23 protein-coding genes are annotated in these 21,194 nt (G+C 68.9%); 8 read left to right on the forward strand and 15 right to left on the reverse strand.

The window, feature by feature from the left end; translation table 11 throughout:
- The 7 genes from RMO97_RS14185 to RMO97_RS14215 form a co-directional block, all read right to left on the reverse strand.
- Nucleotides 1-620 (reverse strand): glycosyltransferase (locus RMO97_RS14185; RefSeq protein WP_310541697.1); only part of this gene is annotated, 620 nt, incomplete at its 3' end.
- Complete coding sequence (locus RMO97_RS14190; protein ID WP_310541698.1) at nt 617-1,525, reverse strand: Gfo/Idh/MocA family oxidoreductase; 909 nt, start codon at nt 1,523-1,525, stop codon at nt 617-619. The genes RMO97_RS14190 and RMO97_RS14185, both read right to left, overlap by 4 nt.
- Complete coding sequence (locus RMO97_RS14195; protein ID WP_310541699.1) at nt 1,522-2,076, reverse strand: dTDP-4-dehydrorhamnose 3,5-epimerase family protein; 555 nt, start codon at nt 2,074-2,076, stop codon at nt 1,522-1,524. Before RMO97_RS14195 ends, RMO97_RS14190 begins: the two co-directional genes overlap by 4 nt.
- A 136-nt stretch (nt 2,077-2,212) precedes the next feature.
- Complete coding sequence (locus RMO97_RS14200; protein WP_310541700.1) at nt 2,213-2,647, reverse strand: DUF2147 domain-containing protein; 435 nt, start codon at nt 2,645-2,647, stop codon at nt 2,213-2,215.
- 61 nt (nt 2,648-2,708) lie between these two features.
- Nucleotides 2,709-4,055, reverse strand: coding sequence for an ATP-binding protein (locus tag RMO97_RS14205; protein WP_310541701.1), 1,347 nt, complete (start codon nt 4,053-4,055; stop codon nt 2,709-2,711).
- Nucleotides 4,055-4,756, reverse strand: coding sequence for a response regulator transcription factor (locus RMO97_RS14210; protein WP_310541702.1), 702 nt, complete (start codon nt 4,754-4,756; stop codon nt 4,055-4,057). Before RMO97_RS14210 ends, RMO97_RS14205 begins: the two co-directional genes overlap by 1 nt.
- On the reverse strand, nt 4,753-5,232 hold the full coding sequence (locus RMO97_RS14215) for a MarR family transcriptional regulator (protein ID WP_310541703.1): 480 nt from the start codon (nt 5,230-5,232) through the stop codon (nt 4,753-4,755). The genes RMO97_RS14210 and RMO97_RS14215 overlap by 4 nt, the downstream gene beginning before the upstream one ends.
- 71 nt (nt 5,233-5,303) lie before the next feature.
- Between RMO97_RS14215 and RMO97_RS14220 the strand changes: the two genes are divergently transcribed.
- Nucleotides 5,304-6,191 (forward strand): branched-chain amino acid aminotransferase, encoded by an 888-nt coding sequence (locus RMO97_RS14220; RefSeq protein WP_310541704.1) that lies wholly within the window; start codon nt 5,304-5,306, stop codon nt 6,189-6,191.
- Between the two features lie 123 nt (nt 6,192-6,314).
- Here RMO97_RS14220 and RMO97_RS14225 read toward each other — a convergent pair whose 3' ends face one another.
- The 5 genes from RMO97_RS14225 to RMO97_RS14245 all read right to left on the reverse strand — a co-directional run bounded on the left by RMO97_RS14225 (nt 6,315) and on the right by RMO97_RS14245 (nt 9,605).
- Nucleotides 6,315-7,301: a tetratricopeptide repeat protein gene (locus tag RMO97_RS14225; RefSeq protein ID WP_310541705.1), complete on the reverse strand. Its 987-nt coding sequence runs from the start codon at nt 7,299-7,301 to the stop codon at nt 6,315-6,317.
- A gap of 145 nt (nt 7,302-7,446) precedes the next feature.
- The gene (locus RMO97_RS14230) at nt 7,447-7,851 is read right to left on the reverse strand and encodes a hypothetical protein (protein ID WP_310541706.1); all 405 of its coding nucleotides are present in this window, start codon (nt 7,849-7,851) and stop codon (nt 7,447-7,449) included.
- Between the two features lie 62 nt (nt 7,852-7,913).
- Nucleotides 7,914-8,435, reverse strand: a complete 522-nt coding sequence (locus RMO97_RS14235; RefSeq protein WP_310541707.1) for a hypothetical protein — start codon at nt 8,433-8,435, stop codon at nt 7,914-7,916.
- 3 nt (nt 8,436-8,438) lie between these two features.
- On the reverse strand, nt 8,439-8,786 hold the full coding sequence (folB, locus tag RMO97_RS14240) for a dihydroneopterin aldolase (RefSeq protein ID WP_310541719.1): 348 nt from the start codon (nt 8,784-8,786) through the stop codon (nt 8,439-8,441).
- Between the two features lie 84 nt (nt 8,787-8,870).
- Entirely contained in the window at nt 8,871-9,605 is a 735-nt protein-coding gene (locus tag RMO97_RS14245) for an SDR family oxidoreductase (RefSeq protein WP_310541708.1), read from the reverse strand.
- A 213-nt stretch (nt 9,606-9,818) separates the two neighbouring features.
- On the opposite strand from RMO97_RS14245, the gene RMO97_RS14250 reads away from it, so the two are divergent.
- Nucleotides 9,819-10,745 carry an SMP-30/gluconolactonase/LRE family protein gene (locus RMO97_RS14250; protein ID WP_310541709.1) on the forward strand — a complete coding sequence of 309 codons (927 nt, stop codon included), beginning with the start codon at nt 9,819-9,821 and terminating at the stop codon, nt 10,743-10,745.
- 126 nt (nt 10,746-10,871) lie between these two features.
- Nucleotides 10,872-12,311, forward strand: a complete 1,440-nt coding sequence (locus tag RMO97_RS14255) for an aldehyde dehydrogenase family protein (RefSeq protein ID WP_310541710.1) — start codon at nt 10,872-10,874, stop codon at nt 12,309-12,311.
- 58 nt (nt 12,312-12,369) lie between these two features.
- Here RMO97_RS14255 and RMO97_RS14260 read toward each other — a convergent pair whose 3' ends face one another.
- Nucleotides 12,370-12,930 carry a helix-turn-helix domain-containing protein gene (locus tag RMO97_RS14260; RefSeq protein WP_310541711.1) on the reverse strand — a complete coding sequence of 187 codons (561 nt, stop codon included), beginning with the start codon at nt 12,928-12,930 and terminating at the stop codon, nt 12,370-12,372.
- A gap of 113 nt (nt 12,931-13,043) precedes the next feature.
- Here RMO97_RS14260 and RMO97_RS14265 point away from each other — a divergent pair, with 113 nt between their 5' ends.
- The 3 genes from RMO97_RS14265 (at nt 13,044) to RMO97_RS14275 (ending at nt 16,062) form a co-directional block, all read left to right on the forward strand.
- Nucleotides 13,044-13,484, forward strand: coding sequence for a tautomerase family protein (locus RMO97_RS14265; RefSeq protein WP_310541712.1), 441 nt, complete (start codon nt 13,044-13,046; stop codon nt 13,482-13,484).
- Between the two features lie 90 nt (nt 13,485-13,574).
- Nucleotides 13,575-15,110 carry a long-chain-fatty-acid--CoA ligase gene (locus tag RMO97_RS14270; RefSeq protein WP_310541713.1) on the forward strand — a complete coding sequence of 512 codons (1,536 nt, stop codon included), beginning with the start codon at nt 13,575-13,577 and terminating at the stop codon, nt 15,108-15,110.
- A 16-nt stretch (nt 15,111-15,126) separates the two neighbouring features.
- A complete protein-coding gene (locus RMO97_RS14275; RefSeq protein WP_310541714.1) occupies nt 15,127-16,062 on the forward strand; it encodes an alpha/beta hydrolase in 936 nt (311 codons plus the stop codon).
- 113 nt (nt 16,063-16,175) lie between these two features.
- Here the strand turns inward: RMO97_RS14275 and RMO97_RS14280 are convergent, their stop codons facing one another.
- Nucleotides 16,176-17,429: an adenosylmethionine--8-amino-7-oxononanoate transaminase gene (locus RMO97_RS14280; protein ID WP_310541715.1), complete on the reverse strand. Its 1,254-nt coding sequence runs from the start codon at nt 17,427-17,429 to the stop codon at nt 16,176-16,178.
- A 150-nt stretch (nt 17,430-17,579) separates the two neighbouring features.
- Here RMO97_RS14280 and RMO97_RS14285 point away from each other — a divergent pair, with 150 nt between their 5' ends.
- Nucleotides 17,580-18,491, forward strand: a complete 912-nt coding sequence (locus tag RMO97_RS14285; protein ID WP_310541716.1) for a hypothetical protein — start codon at nt 17,580-17,582, stop codon at nt 18,489-18,491.
- A gap of 62 nt (nt 18,492-18,553) precedes the next feature.
- The gene (locus RMO97_RS14290; RefSeq protein WP_310541717.1) at nt 18,554-20,491 is read left to right on the forward strand and encodes a PAS domain S-box protein; all 1,938 of its coding nucleotides are present in this window, start codon (nt 18,554-18,556) and stop codon (nt 20,489-20,491) included.
- Here RMO97_RS14290 and xth read toward each other — a convergent pair.
- A partial coding sequence (gene xth, locus RMO97_RS14295) for an exodeoxyribonuclease III (protein WP_310541718.1) occupies nt 20,488-21,194 on the reverse strand: 707 nt, incomplete at its 5' end. The genes RMO97_RS14290 and xth overlap by 4 nt on opposite strands.

Below are 21,194 nucleotides of genomic sequence, written 5' to 3' on the forward strand. Positions count from 1 at the left end.
AGGTGCACCGTCTGGATAGTCTGCCGGGAGCCGGCGAGGATCGGCTCGAGGGCTAGGAACTTTCGCCACATGTGCAGGTCGCTCCAGATGTCCGGTGGAGCGGGGGACCAACCCACCGGCAGCCGCCGGTAGGTTGTCATCCGGTAGCCCGCGTCGCTCGGCCCGAAGAAGTTGAACCGCTCGCGCCGCATGCGGTCGCGCACGGAAGGGTCTTCCAGCCGGTGGGGCGAGCAGGTCCAGGGTTGGTCCGGATAGACCTGGACGGGGGTCAGGGCGCCAAACTCGACCGTCTCGAGCAGGGCGGCAATCTCCCGCAGGTGATGCCGCAGCCACAGGTCATCGTCGGCGATCTGGCAGACAAATTCGCCCCTCGCGCCCTGCAGCACCTCGTGCCGATAGGCCTCCCCGAATCGCTCGCCCTTTGGGAAGACGCAGGCGGTGATTCGGGGGTCGGAGGCGGCGAAGGCGCGCGCCGCCTGCGCGGTCGCCTCAGGCGCGCCGTCGCAGATGATGAACATCTCCCAGTCGGTCTCCGACTGCGCAAGTACGGTCTCGACCGCGTAGGGCAGCAGGACTGGCGGGCGGTGGATCGGCAGGAGGATGGTGAAGCGGGGGGTCATCGCGCCCCCAGGGCAGCCTCTCGTAGGGCCTGCAGGGCCCCGACAACCGCGGCGCCGGACCGCGCGTCGGTGGGCGGCGGGGGGCCGCCCCTCAGATGCTCCACGAAGACCCGCAGCTCCTTGATTAGTGGCCACTCGGTGTCGATGGGCCGGCGCTCCAGGCCTTCCGGGTCATGCCGTTCCCCAGCCGGCGCGGAGCCCCGCACCAGAGCGATATGGTCGGCGAGGGGATCGTCCAGCATCGCGAGGCCGTCTCGGAAAATCGCCCGAATCTTGCGCTCGGTTCCTGGCCAACCGACGCTCACCTCCAGGTGACCGAAGGGCGAGCCCCCAAGGGTGGCGACGATCCCTTCCATCTGGTCGCCCCGCATCACCGCGCGCGCGGCGGCAACCGGCGGCAACGCCCCCAGGATGGCGTAGTGGATGCTCAGGTCATGGATAGCCAGTTCCCAGACCGCATCGGCCTCCGCCGCTGGCTTGCCCCATTGCAGGCGCCGGGTGAATACACCCTGCAGCGGTCCCAGTTCGCCGCTGCGGGCTACGGCCGCCAGGGCCTGGACGCCGCCATGATAGGCCCATTTGTGCATAACGAAGAGTTGGCCGTCCAAGGCTTCCGCCAGGCTCCGGGCGACCGCGGCGTCGGTGGTCAGCGGCTTCTCGCAGAAGATCGGCTTGCCGCGAGGCGCCAGGGCGGTGATCACCCCGGCGTGGGTAGGGGCGGGGGTGGCCACAACATAGCCGTCGAGCCCGGGGTCTAGAGCCTCGAGCCCGGCAACCACGGTGCGCGCGCCCACGATCGGATAGGCGCTGCCAGGATCGGCGACATCGACCTCGCAGCCCAGGACCTTCAGGTCGCGCAGGATATTGCGGCCCCAGTATCCGCAGCCCACCAGCCCCAACCTCACGCTGAAACCTCCTCGAACCGGGTCAACAGCTCCTGGAGGCTGCCGGCGTCCCTGTCCCTGGCCGACAGGATCGGAGCGACGGCCGGGAAGGGCAGGTCAAGGTCGGGATCGTCCCAGCGGCAGGCCAGGTCGTCCTCGAGGTCCCAGTTGTGGGTCAGGCCATACACCAGGCTTCCGGCCTCGACGCAGTGGAACCCGTGAGCGACCCCCGGTGGGATCAGCAGGGAGCCGCCGGTCAGGTTGAGCATGGCGGTCCGCCCGAAGCTCCCGGCCTCGCGGCGAAGGTCACGCAGACCAAAGATGAACCGCCCCGACAGCACCACCAAGTAGTCCGTGTGCCGAAAGTGCAGGTGAACGCCCCGAAGCGAATTATTCACGCAGTGGGAAACATTCCATTGAGGCAATTGGAGATCGGCATGCCACTCCTGGCGGTAAATCTCAGACAGAACGCCACGATCATCCGTGTGATACTGCAGTTGACGCAGGACAACGCCCTCAGGTAGCGGACCGCTTACTTCGTTCGGTAGCGAGTGAAGGCAGAGGTTGTTCATGGCGGCATGTTCTTAGTGGACTTGATGGGCATCTTCGTAGCGACAGTTGACCCATGCGCGCAAGTCCGCCCCCTTGCGTCAGGCTGACTTCCCGTGCGGCGCTCCAGGGAACTCGGCGCCTGACGCTGAAGCCGCGCTAACGCGTCCAGGTCTGGGCCTGGCAGATCGGGCCGATGCAGCCCTCCACCTTCAGGCTGCCATTGGCGTTGGCGCTGATCTTCGAGCTGTAGGTCTTGCCGGCGCCCGGATCGTAGATCTTGCCGCCGGTCCATTTGCCGGGCCCCGCCGGCTTGAAGTCGCGGATCATCTGCAGACCCACCAGCGGACGGTTCCGCAGGTTGGCGTCGGGATTGTTGCCGTCCTTCAGCGGGCCGCCGGCCTTGTCCTTGGCGTTCTTCATCCAGGTGATGGTGCCGCAGGCCTTGGCGGTGTCGCTGGCGCAGGGCGCGATGCGGACCTTGGCGCCTCCGCCCACCGTCAGCCAGTCGCCCATCACGGGGTCGGCGGCCTGGGCGGCGGTGGCGCTCATTAGAACTAAGGCGGCGGCGGGAGCGAGATAGGCGAGCTTCATGTGGTTCCCCTGCTTGTCATATTGGGTCTTCAAGCGCCAAACCGTAGCCGAACCTTGTTCTTTAGCCAGGTAATCTGACGGTGGCGCGAAGGCCGCCCATCGGCGAGCGGCTAAGCGTTACGTCGCCGCCGTGGCCGCGCGCCACGTCGCGGGCTATGGCCAGGCCCAGGCCCACGCCCTTGTCGTTCTGGTTGCGGGACTCGTCCAGGCGGCTGAAGGCCTTGAAGGCTTCCTCATGGCGATCCTCGGGAATGCCCGGCCCGTCGTCGTCCACCACGATCTCCACCCCGCCCGCGGCCCGCGCGGCGGCGGAGACCAGGATGTGCTCACCATGGACGGCTGCGTTCATGATCAGGTTCGACAGCGCCCGCTTCAGCGAGTTAGGCCGCACGCTGGCGGTCAGGTCGGCCTCGGCGGTGACGCTGACCTCGGCGCCGGCGCGGACCGCGCCCTCGCTGACCTCCTCGATGAGGGTCTTGAGCCGCACGGTCTCGACGGCCTCGCCGCCCTCGCCGCGAGCGAAGGCCAGATACTCGTCGATCATGTGCTCCATCTCGGAGAGGTCGCGTTTCATCTCCCCGGTGCGCTTGGTGGGCTCGGCCAGGGCCAACTCCAGCTTCAGGCGGGTGAGCGGTGTCCGGAGGTCATGGCTGACGCTGGCCAGCAGGGCGGTGCGCTGGTCCAGGTGCCGCTGGATGCGGGCCTTCATGGCCAGGAAGGCCTGGGCCGCCTGGCGAACCTCCCGCGCGCCGCTGGGTTTGAAGGCCGGCGCGTCCATGCCGCGCCCGAAGTCGTCGGCGGCCGAGGCCAGCCGCTCGATGGCGCGCACCTGGTTGCGGATGAACAGGATCGAGATGGCGGTCAGCAGCAGGGTCGCGATGGTCATCCAGAGGACGAAGATGTGGCCCTGGGTGGCGATGGCCCGGTCGCGGGGCGCCAACACCCGCATCACGCCGTTGGGGGTCTGCACCCGGATATCGACATAGGCCGGATAGCGCGTCGTGTCGAACCAGAAGGGCTGATCGATGCGCCCCGCCAGCGCCCTCTCCAGCGACCGGTCCACCACCGCGAAGAGCGCGGTGCGGCGGCCCACCGGCAGGGTGCGCCCGCTCTGGAAGGCCAGCGACAGGCTCATGGAGCGTTCGGCCCGATCGGCGATGCGGGCGAAGCTCTCGGGGGTGGGGTCGTCCTGATAACTCTCCACGGCCCAGGCCACGTCGCCGGCCAGCCCTTCCGACAGCCGGCTGGTCACCGCCTGCCAGTGGGCGTCGAAAAACACCCAGGTGACCGCCACCTGCATCACCGCCACCGGCAGGATGATGATCAGCAGCGAGCGGCCAAACAGGGTGGTGGGCAGGCTGCGCTTGATCAGCCTCCGCAGACGCACCGGCGACAGGCGCAACCGCATCAGTCGGGCGCCAGCAGGTAGCCCACGCCGCGCACGGTCTGCAGGTAGCGCGGGGTCTTGGGATCGGTTTCGATCTTGCGGCGCAGGCGGGTCACCTGGACGTCCACGGCGCGGCCGGACGGATCGACCGTCTCGCGGGCCAGCTCCATGCGGTCCACCGGCTCGTGCGGGCTGCGGGCCAGGCGCTTGAGCAGGGCGACCTCCGCCTCGGTCAGGCGCACGGGGACCTCCTCGCAGGTGAGCTCACCTCGCTCGACGTCGAACCGGCAGCGCCCCAGGGAGACCGGTCCGCCCACGGTCGCCCCGGGCCGACCCTGCGAGCGGCGCAGGATGGCCTCGATGCGCAGCAGCAGTTCCTCTGGCTCGAAGGGCTTGTTCAGATAGTCGTCGGCGCCCAGCCTCAGGCCCTCGATCCGATCCTCCGGCAGGCCCCGGGCGGTCAGCATCAACACCGGTGTGCGGCCGGCCATGCCCTTGCGTTCCCGCAGCCACTTGGTCAGCGAGAAGCCGTCCTCGCCCGGCATCATCACGTCGAAGACGGCCAGGTCGAAGTCCAGGGTCTCCATCAGCTTGCGGGCCGGCGCCCCGCCGGGCGCCGTGGTCACGCGGAAGCCGGCGCGGGCCAAATATTCCTTCAGCAGTTCGCGGATGCGGTCATCGTCATCCACCACCAGCAGGTGGCGTTCCCCGGCCTCGCTCATCGCCCCGCTCCCGTCTTGGTCCGCCCACCCGCCAGAGCCGCCAGGATACGACGGGCGCCGCCCACCCCGTCCAGCCCGCCGGTGCGATAGGCCCGCGCCAGCTGCCCGCGCAGGCGCTCGGAAATCCGCGCCTCGAAAGCCGCCCCGGCCTCGGTCAATGTCGCCGCCCGACGCCGCCCGTCCAAATCCCCCTGGGCCTTTTCGGCCAGGCCATGACCCTCCAGGTCGCTGATCACCCGGCTGGCGGCCTGTTTCGACAGGCTGGTGATGTGGGCCAACTCCTGGACGCCCAAGCCCGGACGCCGCTTCAGCAGGAAGGCCGCCCGCCAGTGGGAGCGTCCCAGGCTCAGGCCCTCGGCCTCTAGTCCGGCGTCGACCCCTGCCCAGAGGGCGGCCTCGGCCAGCATCATCAGCTCAACTCCGGTATCGAGCTCCTCGTCGCGCAGGACCAGCCGGGGATCGGCCACGGCGCTCATCGAAACCCCCCAATTTGTTTGACGTCGCGGGCGCGGGGGGCTGTAAGGAGGCGTTCCCTGCAGGAGGTCCCATGTCTCTCGTTCCCTTCGATGACCGCGACGGATGGATCTGGCTCGACGGCCAGTTCGTAGCCTGGCGCGAGGCGAAGGTGCACGTCCTGACCCATGGGCTCCATTACGCCTCGTCGGTGTTCGAAGGCGAGCGGATGTACGGCGGGGAGATCTACAAGCTGACCGAGCATACCCAACGTCTGTTCCAGTCGGCGGAGATCCTCGACTTCGAGATTCCGTTCACGGTGGCCGAGATCGACCAGGCCTGCAAGGACACCTGCGCCAAGAACGGCCTGACCGACGCCTATGTCCGTCCCATCGCCTGGCGCGGCTCGGAGATGATCGGGGTCTCGGCGCAGCAGACCAAGATCCACGTCGCCATCGCGGTCTGGGACTGGCCCAGCTACTTCAAGCCGGAGGAACGCGCCAAGGGCATCCGCATGTGCTGGGCCAAGTACAAGCGCCCCTCGCCGGAATCCGAGCCGGTCCACGCCAAGGCCAGCGGCCTCTACATGATCTGCACCATCTCCAAGCACGCCGCGGAGAAGGCCGGCTACACCGACGCCATGATGCTCGACTACCGCGGCTACGTCGCCGAGAGCACCGGCTCGAACGTCTTCTTCGTGAAGGACGGGGTGCTGCATACCCCCACCCCCGACTGCTTCCTGAACGGCATCACCCGCCAGTCGGTGATCGCCCTCGCCAGGTCCAAGGGCGTCGAGATTGTCGAACGGCACATCAAGCCGGAAGAGCTCTCCACCTTCAGCGAATGCTTCGTCGTCGGCACCGCCGCCGAGGTGACCCCGGTGGCCGAGATCGGCGAGTACGCCTTCACCCCGGGCAAGCTCTCCCTGGAGCTGATGGAAGACTATTCCAGGCTGGTGCGCCGCGAGCTGGTTCCGGCGTAAAAACCCGCTCACCCCGGCGAAGGCCGGGGCCCAGATACATCCGCTGACTTCAGGGTTGTCGCCCAGGTCGTGACCTACGATCTGGGTCCCGGCCTTCGCCGGGATGAGCGGTTTGGGCTGGCCCTACGCCAGCACCTTGGCCTCAAGCTCCGCCAACCGCCGCCGGGTGACCGCGAGGTCCTCGCCGTAGGCCACGGGGTCGGCGGAGGCGAGCGCCCCGCTGATGTCCAGGCTCTCTCGATAGAGGTCCAGCGCGCGCATGCGGTGGCCGCGATCCTCGCGCGTATCGGCCAGGCGCTCCAGCGCCAGGGACAGGGCGCGCTTTGCGGCGAGATCGGCGGGCTGCCCCTCGGCGAAGGCGCGCCGCAGGGTGAGCGCTTCCTCATAGGCGTCCACGGCGGCGTCCAGTCGCTGCTCCTCATAGGCCACGTCGCCGACATTGGTCAGGGCGTCGGCGAGCGCCGCCGGTTCGCCGATCTGGCGGGCATAGGTCAGCGCTTCGTCGTAGGCGTCGGCGGCCTGGTCGGTCAGGCCCTGGGCGCGGGCGAAGTCCCCGGCGTCCTGGGCGGCCAGGCGCCGCTCGTGATCGTCCCCCGCCAACGACGAAAGCCGCCGGACATTGTCGGCGGCTTCTGACCAGCGTTCGGCCCTGGTGTGGTCGTGGAGCTCCCGCCTGGCCTCGGCGAAGGCTCCCGGGGCCCCGGGCGGCGCGCCGGTGTAGACTTGCGGTTCAGGGCCGACCTCCGCGACGGCGGACGGTGCGGGCGCCTCGGCCACCCCCTGCGCCTCGTGTCGGGCGTGGGTGGAGCCGCGGTCGTGCGCCGCCATCGGCGCCGAGTCGTTGAAGTCGACGGTGACCGGCGGACGGCCCTTGCGGCGTTTCTTGCCGCCGCCGCCCGAGGGGCCGCCCGGGCCCTTGGGCAGCAGGGCGGCGATGAAGATGATCGCCCCCAGGCCCGCCGCGGCCATCGCCACGTAGAACCGCAGGCTCTCGAAGGCGCCCAGCGGGATCAGGGGAATTCGCCCCTCCAGCCCGCCCGGATTGAGAATGGCGTAGGCGACGCCGCCAAGCGCCAGCCCCAGCAGCATTCCGAATATCCGACCCAGCATACGAATTCCCCCGGCCGCTCGCCCCCAGGCGTCGACCGCTGAAGGTTCGGTAACCGGGGCGGGGGGCGTCGAGGCGATGCAACCGGCGGGGGATGCGATCAGCTCGATCCGCGCGCTTCCTAGGCGAAGCGCGCGGACTCTGCCTCTAAATTAGCCAGTTCATGGGCCGGGGATAGGCTTCGCCCCGGGACAGATGCAGCAGTCCCATGATGCAGCGGACCCCGAACCAGATTCCCACGACGCTGCAGATGAAGATCCCCAGCATCAGGAACGGGATACCTACCAGGATCACCGAGAACACCCCGCCGAACAGCACCAGCAGGCCCCCGATGATGAACCACCAGATCGACAGCCAGAAGGTGCGGATCATGAAGGTGTAGTGGCTCTCCATCCTCGGGCCGGCCGTGGCGCGGTTGGAATAGGCGATAAGCAGCCCGATGAAGACCGTGAAAAAGGTCGCGAAGGTCAGCAGGTAAAGCACATAGGCGACCATCGGCAGGGTCTTGTCTTCGGTCGCGGCGACCGTGCCGTTGTCCAGTCGTTCACGCATTGACGGGCTCCTCTTCGTCTCGTCCAGAGCATGATGTGGCCCCGATTTGTCCCGGCGCCAGTTTAATTCGCGTCCATGTTTCCCGCGGCGTTGCTTGGGGCTCTATTCAACCAGGGCAGGACGCCCGCCGCCAGGATCAGGACGAAGACCAGACGGGCGGCCAGCGCCACCCCCAGGGTCCAGGCTCCGGCCGTCGCGGCGAACAGCAGCAGCATCACGGCGCCGGCCGCGAGCAGCCCCATCATCCAGGTCAGGGGCTCGGCCAGGGGCGCGCCGGCGTTGCGGAACCGCGCCCCGGGCGTGGTCACCGCCGCGGCCGCCGCCACCGCGCCCACGAAGGCCGCGAAGGATTCCGCGCGGTTCTCGGGCCGCAGTCCGCGGGTATAGCTCATGGCCGGAATGGTCAGCCGCCCGCGCGCGAAGGTCAGGACGGCCCCGCCCTGCGCGCTCTGCAGGCTCTTCAGCTTGGCCAGCTCGAACCGCCGCGCCTGGCGGCCCCGCGTCTGGGTGATGGCGTCCCCCTCCAGCGTCCACACGGTCTCACCCTGCAGGGGCGAGAGCCGGGCGCTGTGGGAGATGGCCATGGCTTAGCCGCGGACGACCGTGATTTCGACGCCGGCCGCCGCCGCATGGGGGGCGAGCGCCAGGGGCTTCTCGACCCGCACCCGGGCTCGGGTCACGCGATGATCGGCCAGGCAGGCGCGGGCCAGGCGTTCGGCGAAGGCCTCCACCAGGCCGATATGGCCCTCGGCGGCGATGGCGCGGGCGGCCTCTCCCACCATCTCGTAGTTGACGGTTTCGCTCAGGCGCTCGGCGCTGGCGGTGGGCACGTCCAGCTCGACGTCGACGACGAGGGGCTGGGACTTGCCCTTTTCATGGGAATAGACGCCGATCTGGGCGTCGATCTTCAGTCCGGTGACGAAGATCTTGGTCATGACGATGCGGCCGGCGGCCACGGGCTGGGCTTGAGTTTCGGCGGGAATCTCCTGGATCGGCGAGAGGGCCAAGGTCGCGCTCCTTCAGGCCAGGTGCTGACCGGAATCGACAGCGATCATCTGGCCCGTCACTGACCGGGCGTCAATCAGATAGGCCAGGGCCTGGCCTATCTCCGCCGGGTCGACCGGATGACCCAGGGGTGTGGCGGCGGCCTCGGCGGCGAAGGCCGCCGCGTCCTGGTGGACGGAGGCCAGGGTCGGTCCCGGTCCGATGCCGTTGACGCGGATGCGCGGGGCCAGGGCCTGAGCCAGCATCTGGGTGGCGCTCCACAGGGCGGCCTTTGAGAGCGTGTAGCTGAAGAACTCCGCGCCCGGCGCCAGCACCCGCTGATCCAGCACATTGACGATCAGGCCGTCGCGGTCGGCGGGCAGCCTGCGCGCGAAGGCCTGGGCCAGGACCAGGGGGCTGCGGAGATTGATCTCCATGTGCGCGTCCCAGGAGGCGCGGTTCATGCTGGAGAAGGCGTCTTCCTCGAAGGCCGAGGCGCAGTTCACCAGCAGGGTGACGGGCCCGAGCTCGCCTTCGACGTCGCCGACCATGGGGGCGGTGGCCGCCTCCTGGCGCAGGTCGCAGGGATGGAGATAGGCCTTGCGGCCAAGGCTGCGGACATCGGCCGCGGCGGCCTGGGCGTCGTCGTCGACGGCCCGGCAGTGGATGGCGACGTCATAGCCCGCCCGGGCGCAGGCCAGGACCAGGGTCCGGCCGATACGTCGCGCACCCCCCGTGACGAGGGCCGCGCCGCGAGGAGTCGCCGCCATTCGCGATCGATCAGTCGAAGCGGCCGAATTCGAAGCGGTTCAGGGCGAAGAACACCGCCAGGAAGGCGAGGATGGTGTAGATGGCGACCATGGTCGGGCTCCGGTTTTGCTGGCCCGGTGTTAGCGACCGGGGACGAGGGCTGCAAGCCGGCTTGTCGAACAGCTCGCCGCAGGGCCTAGTTCGGGCAAAATAAGAACGCCCGAGGAAACTCCATGCCCCTGACCTCCATCGCGCCCGCGAGCCTGACCAAGGTCGCGGTCGGCATCGACCGGCCCGAGGACGTTGTCGTAAGCAAGGACGGTCGGGTCTTCGCCTCGGACCACCAATGCGCGGTGGCCGAGATCTTCGCCGACGGCTCCTTCAAGCGGCTGGGGCCCAAGGGCGGCGCCCCCAATGGGATCAACATGGACCTCGAGGGTCGCATCCTGATCGCCAATTTCGGCATCTATGACCGGGAGGAGGGGCCGCTCCAGCGCTTCGACCCCGCCACCGGCAAGCACGAGACCCTGGTGGCGCAGGTGGACGGCCGGCGGCTGACCAGCGCCAACTATCCGGTGATCGACCGCGCCGGAAACATCTGGTGCGCCAACTCCACCCATGCCGAGACCTGGCCCCAGGCCCTGGACGGCCGCGCCGACGGCTTCATCTTCGTGCTGCGCCCCAACGGCGCGACTTCCATCGTCGCCGAGGGGCTGAAGTTTCCCAACGGCTTGGCGCTGTCGGCCGACGAGCAGACCCTCTACTGCGCCCAGACCAGCGCCGCCGACGTCATGGCCTTCCCGGTTCTGCCGGGCGCCACCCTGGGCCCCGGCCGCCGCTACGGCCCGGTGCTGGGCAAGCTGCAGCAGGAGGAACCGCGGCCGCCCGCGGAGGATCTCGGCTACACCGACGGGGTTGGCATGGACGCCGAGGGTAACCTGTGGGTCTGCCTGCCGGCCGCCAACAAGGTGGTGGCCATCACGCCAAGCCTTGAAGTCGTCACCGTGATCCACGATCTGTCGGGCGATATCGTCAACCATCCCACCAACATCACCTGGGGCGGCGCCGACCTGAAGGACCTCTATATCGGCTCCATCCGCGCGGGTTACGTCCTCAAGGGACGCAGCCCGGTGGCCGGCCAGCGGCATATCCACCAGTGACCCAGCTCCTCATGCCGTTGCGGAATACGGCTTTGGGGGCTTCCCCAGTGATCAACGATCACTAAAATGCTTGTTTGAAGTCGGCCCCGCCGGCGAGATCATCAACAAAATCCCGGGAGGACGCCTATGCGCGAGTACCTGAAGTTCTACATCAACGGCGAGTGGGTCGAGCCGACCGAGGCCAAGACCCTCGACGTCATCAACCCGGCCAACGAAGAAGTCTGCGGCAAGATCTCGCTGGGCAACGCCACCGACGTGGACAAGGCCGTCAAGGCCGCCCGCGCCGCGTTCCCTGCCTGGAGCCAGACCACCCGCGAGGAGCGCCTGGAAGTCCTGGGCCGCATCCTGGCCGAGTATCAAAAGCGCTTCGGCGACCTGGCCACCGCCGTGACCGAGGAAATGGGCGCCCCCGCCAACCTCGCCCAGCGCGCCCAGGTTCCGATCGGCATGGGCCACCTGGCCACCGCCGTGGAGGTGCTGAAGACCTTCAAGTTCGAGGAAGACCGCGGCCCGACGATGATCGTCAAGGAGCCGATCGGCGTCTGCGGGTTCATCACCCCCTGGAACTGGCCCCTGAACCAGATCGTCTGCAAGGTGGCCCCGGCCATCGCAACGGGCTGCACCATGGTGCTGAAGCCTTCTGAAGTCGCCCCGTTCTCGGGTCACATCTTCGCTGAGATCATGCATGCCGCGGGCGTTCCCGCCGGCGTGTTCAACATGGTCCAGGGCGACGGCCTCGGCGTCGGCGTCCCGCTCTCCAGCCACCCCGAAGTGGACATGGTCTCCTTCACCGGTTCCACCCGCGCCGGCATCGAAGTGGCCAAGAACGCAGCCCCGACCGTCAAACGCGTCGCCCAGGAACTGGGCGGCAAGAGCCCCAACATTGTCCTCGACGACGGCGCCTTCGCCAAGGGCGTGGGCCGTGGCGTGGCCACCATGATGACCAACTCCGGTCAGTCCTGTAATGCGCCCACCCGCATGCTGGTCCCCAAGGGCCGCATGGACGAAGCCATCGCCGTGGCCCGCGAGGCGATCTCCACCGTCACCGTCGGCGACCCGAACGGCAACAGCCAGCTGGGTCCCGTGGTCTCGGAGATCCAGTTCAACAAGATCCAGAAGCTGATCCAGGCCGGCATCGACGAGGGCGCGACCCTGGTCTCCGGCGGCGTCGGTCGTCCGGACGGCCTGGACAAGGGCTACTATGTGAAGCCCACCGTCTTCGCCAACGTCACCAACGAGATGACTATCGCCAAGGAAGAGATCTTCGGCCCCGTGCTGTCGATCCTCGGCTATGACACCCTGGAACAGGCCATCGAGGTCGGCAACGACACCGAGTACGGCCTGGCCGCCTATGTGCAGGCCGAAGACCTGAACGCCGCCCGCAAGGTCGCGTCCCAGCTCCGCGCCGGCCAGGTGTCCATCAACGGCGGCGGCGGCGACATGATGGCCCCCTTCGGCGGCTACAAGATGAGCGGCAACGGGCGCGAGTGGGGCGATTTCGGCTTCCACGAGTTCCTGGAAACCAAGGCGATCCTCGGCTACGCGCCGAAGCCCGCCGCGGAATAATCCGCGTCACAATCTGATCTTCCAGACCCCCGGAGCCTCGCTCCGGGGGTTTTTGGTTTCAGGCGCCTGCGACGTCCCTCCGGCAGCTCTCCAGGGCGGCGGCCAGGATTTCCTCACCCAGGTCCGACCCTTCCGGCATGGCCCGCGCCAGGGCCAGCGCGCCCACCATGCGCGACAGCAGGGCGATGGCCTCGCCCCGCGCCTCCGGTCCCTCGGGCAGGCGGGCCGTCATCGATTCCACCATCCGCTCGAAGCCCTCGGCGAACACGGTCTTCACAGGCTCGCCCTGCCGCGACACGTCTCCCGCCAGGGCGGCGGCCGGGCACGCCTTGCCCGGCGCGCGGCGGGCGGCCTCCGACAGGTATTGCGCCAGCAGGTCGTCCAGGCTCTCCACGCCGGCGCGGTGGTGGTCCATCTGGCGGAAGGCCTGGTCCAGGGCCTCGGCAGCCAGCGCCTCCTTGGAATTGAAGTGGTTGTAGAACCCGCCGTGGGTGAAGCCCGCGGCCTTCATCAGGTCGCCAACCGCCACCCCGTCGAAGCCGCGCTCGCGGAACAGCCGGCCCGCCGTGGCCACCACCTTGTCGTGGTTCTCCTGCGCCTGCTCACGACTGATACGCATGGCCGGTTCCTTCTTTGCTTACAAGCATCATCAATAGAACCCCGCCAGGGCTTGATCAATCCGTCGCCCCATCCTTATAATGATGAACATCATCATTGAAAGTCGAGGGACCCATGCCGCTCTGGAAAATCTATCACCCCGAAGACGCCTTCTCCGTCGAGGACAAGCACGCCCTGTCCCAGGCCATCACCGCCCTCTACAGCCGCCTGCCCAAGTTCTATGTCGGCGTGGTCTTCCAGGAGGTGGCCAAGGACTCCTTCTTCGTCGGCGGCGAACCGGCCGACCGATTCGTGCGCATCTGGGTCGATCATATCGCCCGCACCCTGCCGACCCCCGAGGCAAAGGCCTGGTGGATCAAGTCCTGCGACGAGGCGATGGCACCCTATATCCGCGACCGCGGTTTCGACTGGGAATTCCACATCGACGAAACTCCCTTCGACCTCTGGTCCATCCAGGGCCTGCGTCCGCCGCCGCCCAACTCCGAGGCTGAGGCCCGCTGGATCGCCGAGAACAAGGCCACCCCCTACGAGCTGCCGCCTGCCGCCGCCAGCTGACGCGGCGGCGCCCGTTGCCATCCCGGCCATCTGGTGCGAATTCAGATGGCAGGGCCCCCGTCTCGAGGGGCCGGCGAGGCGGGAGGAACGATGTCCCAGGACATCTCGTGCGTGGCCGACGTGGCGCGTCATCATGGGCGCGTTCGCCCTGACGCCCAGGCCCTGTGGTTCGAGGGCCGCGCCACCACCTATGCCCAGCTCGACACCCTGTCCTCCCAATGCGCCCAGGCCCTGATCGCCGCCGGCGCCCAGCCCGGCGACCGCATCGGCACGCTGTCGAAGGGCAATGACGACTTTTTCGTCCTCTGGTTCGGCTGCCTCAAGGCGCGGGTCTGCCTGACCCCGGTGAACTGGCGCCTCGCCGCCCCGGAGGTGGAGTTCATCCTCAAGGACGCCGGGTGCCGCCTCGTCGTGGTGGGCCAGGACTATGCCGACCTGCTGGCCGGTCTGGACCTGCCGGACCTGGAGACCACCGTGGTGTTCGGCGAGGCCTTTCGCAACTGGCTGGCGGACCAGCCGGCTGCCGATCCGAACCTGACGGCCCTGCCCGATGACGACGTCATCCAGCTCTACACCTCGGGCACCACCGGCCTTCCCAAGGGCGTGCAACTCACCGAGACCAACTACGCCCACTGCTTTGATGGGGCCACCAAGGTCTGGGCGCGGTTCGAGCCCGGCGACGGGGTTCTGGTGGCCATGCCCCTGTTCCATGTGGCCGGCGCCAATCTCGGCATGCTGGCCCTGCTACAGGGCGCGCGCACGGTGGTCATGCGCGAGGTCGATCCGGCCCTGCTGCTGCGCCTGACCGGTGAGCACAGGGTCCGTCACGCCTTCCTGGCGCCCGCCCTGATCAACATGCTGCTGCAGCATCCGGCCATGGCCGAGGCCGACCTCACCACGCTTGAGCACGTCTACTACGGCGCCTCGCCGATCTCCGAGGAGGTGCTCAAGCGCGCCCAGGACCGCTTCGGCTCGGAATTCTCCCAGCTCTACGGCCTGACCGAAACCATCGGCGGCGGCGCCTACCTGCCGCCCGCCGATCATGATCCCAAGCTCGACAAGCTGCGCGCCTGCGGCAAGCCCTCGCCAGGCTATGAGGTCCGGATCCGCCTGGACGGCCGCGACGCCGAAACCGGCGAAGTCGGCGAGATCGAGATCCGCTCGCCCGGTATCATGAAGGGCTACTGGAACCTCCCCGAGGCCACCGCCCAGGCCATCGACGCGCAGGGGTGGTTCCGCTCGGGTGACGCCGGCTTCTTCGACGCCGACGGCTACCTCTTCATCCACGACCGGGTGAAGGACATGATCGTCACCGGTGGCGAGAACGTCTATCCGGCCGAGGTCGAAAACGCCCTTTTCGCCCATCCCGATGTCGCCGACGCAGCCGTCGTCGGCGTGCCCGACGACCGCTGGGGCGAGGCGGTGAAGGCCATGGTGGTCCTGCGGCCGGGCGCGACCGGAAACCCCGCCGATATCATCGCCCACTGCCGCCCGCTGATCGCTGGCTACAAGGTTCCCAAAAGCGTCGACTTCGTCGATGTCCTGCCCCGAAACCCCTCCGGCAAGGTGCTGCGCCGCGAACTGCGCGCACCCTACTGGGAAGGCCGCGACCGCCAGGTCGGCTAGCTCAAGGAAAGACCCCATGGATCCGCACATCAAAGCCATGCTCGACGCCGCCGAGGTCGCCTCGGCTGGGCAAGCCGCGCCGCCTCTGGACGCCATTCCGCCGGAGATGATCCGCGCCGGCTACCGCATGCAGCGCCAGGCCCAGAACCTCAACGCGCCGAAGGACGTCACCGCCAGCGACATCATGGTCGACGGCGCCGACGGGCAGGTTCCGGCCCGCCTCTACGTGCCGGCGAACGCGCCCGCCGTCACGCCGCTGCTGGTCTATTATCACGGCGGCGGCTTCGCCATCGGCGACCTGGAGACCCATGACGGCCACTGCCGCCGCATGGCCGCCTATGCGGGCGTCCGGGTCCTGGCCATCGACTACCGCCTCGCGCCCGAGCATCCCTTCCCGGCGGGGCATGACGACTGCCTGGCCGCCACGAAATGGGCCTTCGACCACGCCTCTGAGATCGGCGTCGATCCGGCCCGCATCGCCGTGGGCGGCTGCTCGGCCGGCGGCAACCTGGCGGCTTCCATCTGCGTGGACATGAAGAACGATCCGCAGCGGAAGATCGCCTTCCAGCTCCTGCTCTATCCGGGCATCTGGCCGGATGAGGAAACCCAGTCGCGCAAGGACCTCGACGGCCCGGTCCTCACCAAGGCCGCCATCGCCTGGTTCGACAAGTGCCTGGCCGCGCTCGGCCACCCCCAGGCCCACCGCGCCATGCTTGGAGCGGCCGACGTCGCTGGCGCCCCGCCCGCCCTGGTGATCACCGCCGGCTACGACCCCCTCAAGGACGAGGGCCGCGACTTCGCCGCCAAGCTGAACGCCGCGGGCGTGAAGGCGACCCACAAGGAATACCCCGACATGGTCCACGACTTCCTGATCATGGGCGACGTCTCCCCGGCCATCGACACCGCCGCCCACGAGATCGCCGCGCAGCTGAAGACGGCGCTGGCCCAATAAACCCGCTCATCCCGGCGAAGGCCGGGACCCAGATCGTAGGTCACGATCTGAGCCAGTCATCCGGAATGAGGTGGATGCATCTGGGCCCCGGCCTTCGCCGGGGTGAGTGGTGATTACGCCCCCACCACCGCCCGGATCGCCCCGGTCAGCCGCGCCATCTCTGCGTCGGAGGTGACGAAGGGCGGGGTCAGGTAGACGACCTTGCCCATCGGCCGGATCCAGCAGCCCAGTTCGGCGAACTTCGCGCAGAGGCCGCCGGCGTCCACGGCCTGGTCGAACTCCACGACCCCGATGGCGCCCAGGGTCCGGACATCGACGACGCCGGGCGCGCCGCGGCAGGGCTCCAGGCCGTCGGCCAGGGCTGCGTTGATCCGCGCCACATCGGCCTTCCAGCTTCCGCTCTCGAACAGGTCCAGCGAGGCGCCTGCCGCCGCGCAGGCCAGGGGGTTGGCCATGTAGGTGGGCCCGTGCATCAGGGCCGCGCCGGCGTCATCGGACCAGAAGGCCTCGAACACCTTGCGGCTGGCGATGGCCGCCGACAGGGGCAGGGTGCCCCCGGTCAGGGCCTTGGACAGGGTCACGATGTCGGGGATCACCCCGGAGCCCGAGCAGGCGAACAGGTCCCCGGTCCGCCCGAAGCCGGTGAAGATCTCGTCGAAGATCAGCAGCAGGCCGTGCTTGTCGGCCAGCCGGCGCAGGGTCGCCAGCACGCTGTCGTCGTGCAGCAACATGCCCCCCGCCCCCTGCACCCGGGGCTCGACGATCAGGGCGGCGATCTCATGGCCCTTCTCCGCCAGCAGGGCGTCCAGCTCCGCCTCGCTGTCGGCGTCGCGGGGCAGGCCCACCACGTGCTGGGCGGGCATGACCCCGGAAAACAGGCCGTGCATGCCTTCCTCCGGGTCGCAGATGGTCATCGTGGCCAGTGTGTCGCCGTGATAGCCGCCCAGGAAGCTGACGAACTTGGTCCGCCCGGCCACCCCCCGGTTGATCCAGTACTGCAGGGCCATCTTCATGGAGATCTCGACGGCCACCGATCCGCTCTCGGCGAAGAACACATGGTCCAGCTCGCCCGGCAGCAGGGCCGCCAGGCGCGAGGCCAGCCGATAGGCCGGCTCGTGCGCCAGCCCGCCGAACATCACGTGCGGCGCCCGCTCCAGCTGCGCGGTGACCGCGGCGGCAATGTGGGGATGGTTGTAGCCGTGGCAGGCGGTCCACCAGGAGGCGATGCCGTCCACCAGGTCGCGCCCGTCCTCCAGGATGATCCGCGCCCCCCGGGTGCGCGCCACGGCCAGGGGCGCAGGCGCGGTCTTCATCTGGCAATAGGGCCGCCAGACATGCGGCGCGCCGTCGGTGAGCCACTGGGGCATGGGGGTGTCCTCCGCGGGTGTCGGGTGGTGGTAGTGAGCGCCGCCCGGTGCTGGCAAGCCGCCATAGTCGCAGGTCCCGATCCCCATATTGTGTACCCGGTCGGCGAGGCGGCATAAGCTTCGCCGATGATTCCCCCGGCTCAAGATTCGGTGTCCCCGGCGATCGACAGTCGCCGGCTCACCGCCCGGCAGAGCGCGGAGTACTTCCTAAACATCGTGCGCCTGCTCGACCGGGCCGTGGACCGCGACCTGGTCACCACGCTCACCTTCCTGTCGATCGCGCGCGCCAACATGCGCCAGTTCACCAAGGACCCCGACCGGTCCATGCGCTACGCCGCGATGGACGCCGTCCCGCCCGACATCGAGCGCGTGCCCGTCACGGTCTACGCCGTCGCCAAGGAACTGGGCATTCCCTACGAGACGGTCCGCCGGCACGCCGCCAAGCTGCGCAAGGAGGACCTCTGCGAGGCCGTTCCCGGCGGCCTGATCATCCCCAATCGCGCCTTCTTCAGCGCCGCCATGCTGGAGGCGGTCACCGCCCACTGGGCCCTCATCCAGGACCTCGTGAACGGCGCAGGGGGTTCTCCCACGCCTGTCTCTAATCCGCCGCCGGGCGATGTGAGCCGGCAGGTGGTGCGGCTGGGGGTCGACTACTTCCTCGACGTCATCGCCCTGATCGGCCGCGCCCTGGAGGTCGACGCCCTGGGCGCCCTGGTCATGCGCGCCGTCTCCTTCGTCAATGTCGAGCAGCACGCCTACGCGCCCGACGCCTATCCCGATGTGCCCGTGGGTCCCGGCGACAGCGAACGCGAGCCGGTCTCGGTCTATGCCGTCGCCAAGACCCTCAGCCTGCCCTACGAGACCACGCGGCGCCACGTCCGCCGGCTGATGGAGCTGGGCCTGCTGGAGAAGTCCGGCGCGGGCGTCATCGTCCCTGCGCGGGTGAGCGCGCGGCCCCAGGTGCTGATGGGCATCGGCGAACTGATGGCGCGCACGGAAACCTACCTCACCCGCCTGGCCGAACTCGGTGTCCGCCCCGTCCCCGCGGCTCCGGAGGCCTAGGCCGTGGGGTCGGGAACCTCCCCCAGCCCTGGTCGTTAGGCGCAGGTTGAGGGGGCCGCCAGATGGGTGAGACAGTCGAGAAGGGGGCGTCCATCGGCGAGGGCGACCGCTACCGCCTGCTGATCGACGCCATCACCGACTACGCCATCTACATGCTGGACCCCGAGGGGCGGGTCACCAGCTGGAACCCGGGCGCCCAGCGCTTCAAGGGCTACGCCGCCGGCGAGATCATCGGCCAGCACTTCTCCCGCTTCTATTCGGAGCAGGACCGCGCCAAGGGCGCGCCCGCCAACGCCCTGCGCATCGCCAGCGAGGAAGGGCGGTTCGAGCGGGAGGGGTGGCGCATCCGCAAGGACGGCAGCCGCTTCTGGGCCCATGTGATCATCGATCCGATCCGGACCCCGCAGGGGGACCTCATCGGCTTTGCGAAGATCACCCGCGACCTCACCGAACGAAAGATCGCCGAGACCGCCCTGCGCGCCAGCCAGGAGCAGTTCCGGATCCTGGTCCAGGGCGTCACCGACTACGCCATCTACATGCTGGACCCCTCGGGCATGGTGTCCAACTGGAACGCCGGCGCCGAGCGGATCAAGGGCTATGCGCCGACCGAGGTGATCGGCAGCCACTTCTCCCGCTTCTATACGCCGGAGGATCGGGCGGCCGGCGCCCCCGGGCTCGCCCTGGCCATCGCCGCCGCTGAGGGCCGCTACGAGCAGGAGGGCTGGCGGGTCCGCAAGGACGGCAGCCGATTCTTCGCCCACGTGATCATCGACCCCATCCGCGACGACTGCGGCGAGCTCATCGGCTTCGCGAAGATCACCCGCGACGTCACCGAGCGCCGCGCCGCCCAGAAGGCTCTGGACGACGCCCGCGAGGCCCTGCTGCAGTCCCAGAAGCTGGAGGCCATCGGCCAGCTCACCGGCGGCGTGGCCCACGACTTTAACAACCTGCTGATGGCCGTCCAGGGCAGTCTGGAACTGGTGCGCAAGCGCCTGCCGCACGATCCGCGTATCACCCCCCTCATCGACAACGCCATGCAGGGCGCCCAGCGCGGCGCGGCCCTGACCCAGCGCATGCTGGCCTTCGCCCGCAAGCAGGACCTCAAGCTCGACCCCGTGGACGTCCCCACCCTGGTTCGTGGCATGACCGGCCTGCTGCAGCGCGCCCTCGGCCCCACCATGCGCATCGAGACCGACTTCCCGCGTGGGTTGTCCCTGGTGCTCACAGACCCTAACCAGCTGGAGAACGCCCTGCTCAACCTGGCGGTCAACGCCCGCGACGCCATGCCTGACGGCGGCGCGATCCGGATCGAGGCGCGGCCCGAGACCCTGGGCGAGGCCACCGAGATCGGCCTGCCGCCCGGCGACTATGTCCGGCTGACCATCGCCGACACCGGCCATGGGATGAACGCCGCCACCCTTGCGCGCGCCACCGAGCCCTTCTTCACCACCAAGGGGATCGGCAAGGGCACGGGCCTGGGCCTGTCCATGGTCCACGGCCTGGCCGAGCAGTCGGGCGGCCGGATGACCGTGCGCAGCCGGGTGGGCGAGGGGACGACGGTGGAGCTCTGGCTGCCCCAGGTCACCGCCGGTGACGAGCGCCAGGTCTTCGTCGGCGCCGACGCCGCCGAGACCATCCAGCCCCTGCGGTCCCTCACGGTGCTGGCCGTCGACGACGACAGCCTGGTGCTGCTCAACACCGTGGCCATGCTGGAGGATCTCGGCCACACGGTCTTCCCGGCCATCTCGGCCCGCGACGGCCTGGCTGTGCTGAAGCGCGAGAAGATCGACCTGGTGATCACCGACTTCGCCATGCCCCAGGTCACCGGCCTGCAACTCGCCGACGAGATCCGGGCCAGCCACATGAACGTTCCGGTGATCCTGGCCACCGGCTATGCCGAACTGCCCCCGGGCGCCGACCCGACCCTGCCCAGGCTCGCCAAGCCCTTCCTGCAGAACGACCTGGCCCGGGCCCTCCAGGACGTGCTGGGTCGCGACTAGGCCGGGGCCAGCTCGATCCAGGTCGGCGCATGGTCGCTGGCCTTCACCTCAGCCCGGGCGAAACTGTCCACCTCGGCGGCCAGCAACCGCGCATCGGCGGCCGGGCTCAGCAGCAGGTGATCGATCCTCAGGCCCGCGTCCCGGCCCCAGGCGTTGCGGAAATAGTCCCAGAAGGTGAAGATCCGTTCGTCGGGATGCAGCTTGCGCAGGGCGTCGGTCCAGCCCGCCGCCAGGAGCTGTGCATAGACCGCCTTCACCTCGGCGCGGAACAGGGCGCCGTCGGTCCAGCGCTCGGGCTTATAGACGTCGGCGTCGGTGGGAATGATGTTGAAGTCCCCGGCGATCACCACCGGCTGGCCGCTGGCCATCAGGGTCTGGGCATGGGCCGCCAGCTGCGCCAGCCAGGCCAGCTTGTAGTCAAACTTCGGCCCCGGATAAGGATTGCCGTTGGGGGCGTACAGCCCCGCCACCAGGATCCCGTTCACCGCGGCCTCGATATAGCGGCTCTGGCTCGGATCGGGATCGCCGGGCAGGCCGCGCCGCGTCTCGATCGGCTCGCAGCCCCGGGCCAGGATCGCCACCCCGTTCCAGCTCTTCTGGCCCTGCCAGATGGCGCCGTAGCCCCCGGCCTCCAGCGCGGCTTGCGGGAACTTCTCCTGCGGCGCCTTCAGCTCCTGCAGGCAGACCACGTCGGGCTGGGTCG

It is taken from the genome of Phenylobacterium sp. (assembly GCF_031425575.1).
GTDB lineage: Bacteria > Pseudomonadota > Alphaproteobacteria > Caulobacterales > Caulobacteraceae > Phenylobacterium.